Here is a 4,190-nt window from a genome sequence, read left to right as displayed (position 1 = left end):
TGTTTCAGTCTGTATGTTGATCTCCTTCGGGTCATCGTGTAGTGGGTAGTTCAGTATTTGTCCTGAGTCGCAGCTTCCAATGTTTTCTCAACGCATATTAGGTCTTCTAGGGGTTTTGAGCTTGTCATGAAAACCATTAAGCATCGAATGGCATCCGCCCCCATTCATCCTGCGTATAAACCGGCACCTGCATTTTTTTACATACTCGAACGGTGTGCCCGGTGCCTCCTGACAACGGCTTCTCCGGATTGAGGAAGAAAAATCCGAAATCAGCTGGAGGAAGATTGATGGACGTTCCGCCAAGGACTTTCATTGTGTCGCGTAGTAAATACATCACCTTTGCGGTGACATTTGTCCGTCCACGGGTCAAAAACAGCCGTATTAAACTTTCAAGATCCGGCGATGCGGCCAGGGTGCTTTCAACAACGGCAGTGGTTTCCTGTTGGTTTAAATCATCCAGGGAGAATACTTTCGTTCCAGGGTGTATTCGTTTTTTGCCTGCGCCGGGATAGGGAAGGATGTATTCGAGCCGTTCCGGATTTTCATTGGCCAGCGCATGGAAAAAATACGAATCCGACCCTTGCGCGTTACCGCTGCGGAATATGGCTGTGGGCAGTGAGGAGGCAAGAAAGGTCGCCAAATCATGCAGACGCTTGATGTCGCTATCTGGCACCTTGCGAGTGCCCTCAAGAAGGATGATTGGTCGGTCGCGTTTTCGCGCCACTTGCAAGAAGGATTCTAGGCCATCTTTCTGGTCAGGTGTAATGCACATTAAGGTACCCCCCCCATCAGTTTTGTCCAGTTACCCCGTCATCGACCGGATCGGTATAATCCTGGCCCCGGTTTTGATGCCTGCCAGGTAGTCGGTCCAAGCCTGTATCATTTTCTTCTGCTCCGGAATGAATTTGGGGGTAGTTATAGGTGCAGGTGCTCAAGCATTTTCGAGGGACCTTTGTTCAATAATGGCACGCGGCAAGTCTCTACCACGTGCTCTGGCATTAGCCACATCTCGTTCCGAAAAGAATTCGATTCGGGCGGAAGAATACCCGTCCACAAACTCCTGCTCGATGAAATCACCCTCTGGGGTGTAATATTTGACAGAGGGCCGCATCGCGATCCGTAACCCATCCATGCGCATCCAGAGCTCACCTCCACAGTTAGGGTGGATGAATCCTGTGGCGTATGGAGTCGTATCCGGGTCAGCCCATTCGTCCGGATTTGAAATGAGAGGGGCCTGGATCTTGGTGCTGCCACAATCAAGGCACCGTGGAAGGTTTGTGCGTTGTTGCAGATGGGTTAATCTGTCCCGTGCGTCGTCTAACTTGCATAGCAAATCAAATTGATGGCACTCCCAATCATTCTCACGATTTTTCCAGTGCTCACCAAAGATAAAGCGATGCAATTGCCACCATCGGTGGATCGGTCGGATTTGCGTATGATTTGCAATGGCCTGCTCTTTCTTGGCGATGGTTTTTTGGCATTCTTTAAGGGAAACTGTTCGACCGATGCGATCCGGCCACAGTCGTCACACCATCCAAGATGGCGGTTGACGGGGATGTGGACCTTATTGGGAAGAAGGTATTCCTTCATCCCCCAGGTCACAACGTCGCCTATCGCGAAATCACATTTCGTACAATAGTATAGAGTTACGGGCCAAGACATGAATGCCTCCAAAAACGACAACAATTTTAATGAATTTTGTTGTCACAGTTACAGGTTACCCTCGAAGAGGTTTGTTTCGTAAAATTGCCTGCCTTTTTGAGCAGTTCGTTTTTTTCCGGTCATGAGTTGGGTAACCATATGAGTAGGAGGCGATTAATGACGAGTTTATCACCCCGCCATCGACCGGATTGGTATGATCTTGGTCCCGGCCTTGATCCCTACCAGGTAGTCGGCCCAAGCCTGCATCATCTTCTTCCGCTCCGGCATGAATTCGGCGTAGTTGTACGCCGCCCGCACGTTGTTTCGTTCGGCATGGGCAAGCTGCCGTTTGATGGCGTCCCGATTCCACCCCTGTTCATTTAATAGCGTGCTGGCCATACTCCTGAAACCGTGGCCGCTCATCTCTTCCTTGGCATATCCCATGCGCCGCAGGGCCGACAAGATGGCATTACTGCTCATCGGCCTAGAGCCGGTCCGGGGGCTGGGGAAGACATACCGATCATTCCCGGTCAAGGGGTGAATCTCTTGCAGAACCTCCAGGGCTTGCCTTGATAAGGGGACGATATGCAAGACACCCGCCTTCATCTTCTCTGCCGGGATTCGCCATTCCGCCGCCTCAAGATCGAACTCCGACCATTCGGCTTGCCGCAGTTCACCTGGCCGGACAAAGACCAAGGGGGCTAGTTGCAGGGCGCAACGGGTAACGATACTGCCCCGGTAATCGTCAATGGAACGAAGCAGGCCTGCAATCTCTTTGGGATCGGTAATGGTTGCCATGTGCTTACCATTGGCCGGGGGGATGGCGCCGCGCAGATCACCCGACGGGTCCCGCTCGGCCCGACCGGTGGCCACGGCATAACGGAAGACCTGGCCGCAGTTTTGTTGGGTCCGGTGGGCGGTCTCAAGCGTGCCCTTGGCCTCAATTCTTCGTAGCGCCGACAACAGATCCGGTGCAGTGATAGACTTAATTGGTTTGGCCCCCAACCAAGGGAAGACATAAAGCTCAAGCCGCCGGATGATTTTGTTGCTGTGGCTTGCTGCCCAGGACGGCGAAAACTTGGCGTACCACTCACGGGCTACGACCTCGAAGGTCTCCGTCTCTTGGGTGCTTGCCGCCTTCTGCGCTTTCTTAGTGTCATTGGGATCAACCCCATTGGCCATCAAGGCGCTTGCCTGATCACGCTTCTGCCTGGCATCGGCAAGCGATGTTTGGGGGTATGCGCCAAGGGACAATAGCTTCTCGATACCCCCAAAACGATACTTGAGCCGCCAAAGCTTGCCGCCAGTCGGTGTGACCAGAAGAAAAAGACCCCCACCGTCAAAAAGCTTTTGAGGCTTTTCTGCCGGCTTGATCGTTCTAACCTTGGTGTCAGTAAGTGGTGCAATCCTTCTAGGCATAGGGCTTCCCTCCTTTTTGGGGGTATCTCTATTGGGGACAGGGCCAAATACCCCTAAACGTACCCCCAAACCTTTTGGATTTTATTATATCTTAGTGGATTCTGTCGGACAACAGAAAAAGAAAAAGGCCTGATTTCTCAGGCCTTTTTAGACAGTATCGGACGATACTGGATTTGGTAATGGTGGCGATGCAGGGACTTGAACCCCGGACACTACGGATATGAGCCGTATGCTCTAACCAGCTGAGCTACATCGCCATAATTTATCAGCCAATGGCTGACGAAAGCGCACTATATAGCACATTCAACATATAAAATAAAGAGGGATCGCAATACTTTTTTACTCTTGTGATACCTTTTTGCCGAGGTGACATGAAATGCATTCATGCATACATTGCTATTTTTTTTCATCATCTTCTTCAATGTCCAGATCTTCATCGAGTTCTTCATCTTCGTCGTCTTCAGGGGCAAGGGTTTCGTCACTTTCCTCATCCTCCGTTTCATCTTCGACGGTATCAGTAGAATCGTCAACCTCGTCAGCTAATTCATCAGCTTCTTCGTCTTGGGCCGTACGGACGGTTTGTCGAAGTTTGTCTTGCGGCAATACTAAGGTTATAATTTTGGCGATATCCCTTTTGGCATCGGGGTCCATGAGACAGACAGGGCAGTCGGTGACATGATTTTCCATGAAATCGACCATCCTGGCAGGAGCAAGAGCCTCGTTCTGTACTTGGATGTACCATGTTTTAAGCAGCTTTTTGAAGCGTTCGCATTCCATGTGGCGGAACTCCTGATAGATTTTATAAATAATTGTTGTGAAGACGGTAATTAAAAATTATGATCTTTCGATACTGAGCTAGTAGTGAGTGTCTCGGGAAGTGGAAAGGGCGCTGGTGGCCTTCCCGGACTTCAAATCCGGTGCACTGGGTTAGTAGCCTGGTGGGTGGGTTCGATTCCCATGCACTTCCGCCATCTCGTTATGTGGTAACCTTACTCAACTATCCTAAAGCTTTTTCTCAAAACCAATTAAATCATGATTTTTACCAAGAACAGTACGGTATTGTCAATTAATTTCCCATTTCTAGCTTAGGTTCCTGTTAAAAGACTTTTTTGACTAGAGAGCTGCGGTCA

The 4,190-nt window shown here is 50.2% G+C and carries 4 protein-coding genes and 2 tRNA genes; 2 read left to right on the top strand and 4 right to left on the bottom strand.

Going from position 1 to position 4,190, the window contains the following annotated elements; translation table 11 throughout:
- Positions 1 to 136: 136 nt before the first annotated feature.
- From FP815_01250 to FP815_01235, 4 genes are all read right to left on the bottom strand, one after another.
- Entirely contained in the window at positions 137 to 772 is a 636-nt protein-coding gene (locus FP815_01250) for a hypothetical protein (GenBank protein MBA3013565.1), read from the bottom strand.
- Between the two features lie 159 nt (positions 773 to 931).
- Positions 932 to 1,138 carry a hypothetical protein gene (locus tag FP815_01245; GenBank protein ID MBA3013564.1) on the bottom strand — a complete coding sequence of 69 codons (207 nt, stop codon included), beginning with the start codon at positions 1,136 to 1,138 and terminating at the stop codon, positions 932 to 934.
- Between the two features lie 692 nt (positions 1,139 to 1,830).
- Positions 1,831 to 3,060, bottom strand: coding sequence for a tyrosine-type recombinase/integrase (locus FP815_01240; protein MBA3013563.1), 1,230 nt, complete (start codon positions 3,058 to 3,060; stop codon positions 1,831 to 1,833).
- Positions 3,061 to 3,240: 180 nt separating this feature from the next.
- Positions 3,241 to 3,317: transfer RNA gene (locus FP815_01235), tRNA-Met, on the bottom strand.
- Between the two features lie 119 nt (positions 3,318 to 3,436).
- Here FP815_01235 and FP815_01230 point away from each other — a divergent pair.
- Together FP815_01230 and FP815_01225 are read left to right on the top strand one after the other, a co-directional pair.
- A complete protein-coding gene (locus FP815_01230; protein MBA3013562.1) occupies positions 3,437 to 3,739 on the top strand; it encodes a hypothetical protein in 303 nt (100 codons plus the stop codon).
- 194 nt (positions 3,740 to 3,933) lie between these two features.
- Positions 3,934 to 4,031 (top strand) — tRNA-Sec (locus tag FP815_01225).
- The last annotated feature ends 159 nt before the right edge of the window (positions 4,032 to 4,190 follow it).

It is taken from the genome of Desulfobulbaceae bacterium (assembly GCA_013792005.1).
In the GTDB taxonomy this organism is placed as follows: Bacteria; Desulfobacterota; Desulfobulbia; order Desulfobulbales; family VMSU01; genus VMSU01.
The sequence above is the reverse complement of the archived record's forward strand: the minus strand, read 5'-3'. Positions and strand labels throughout refer to the sequence as shown.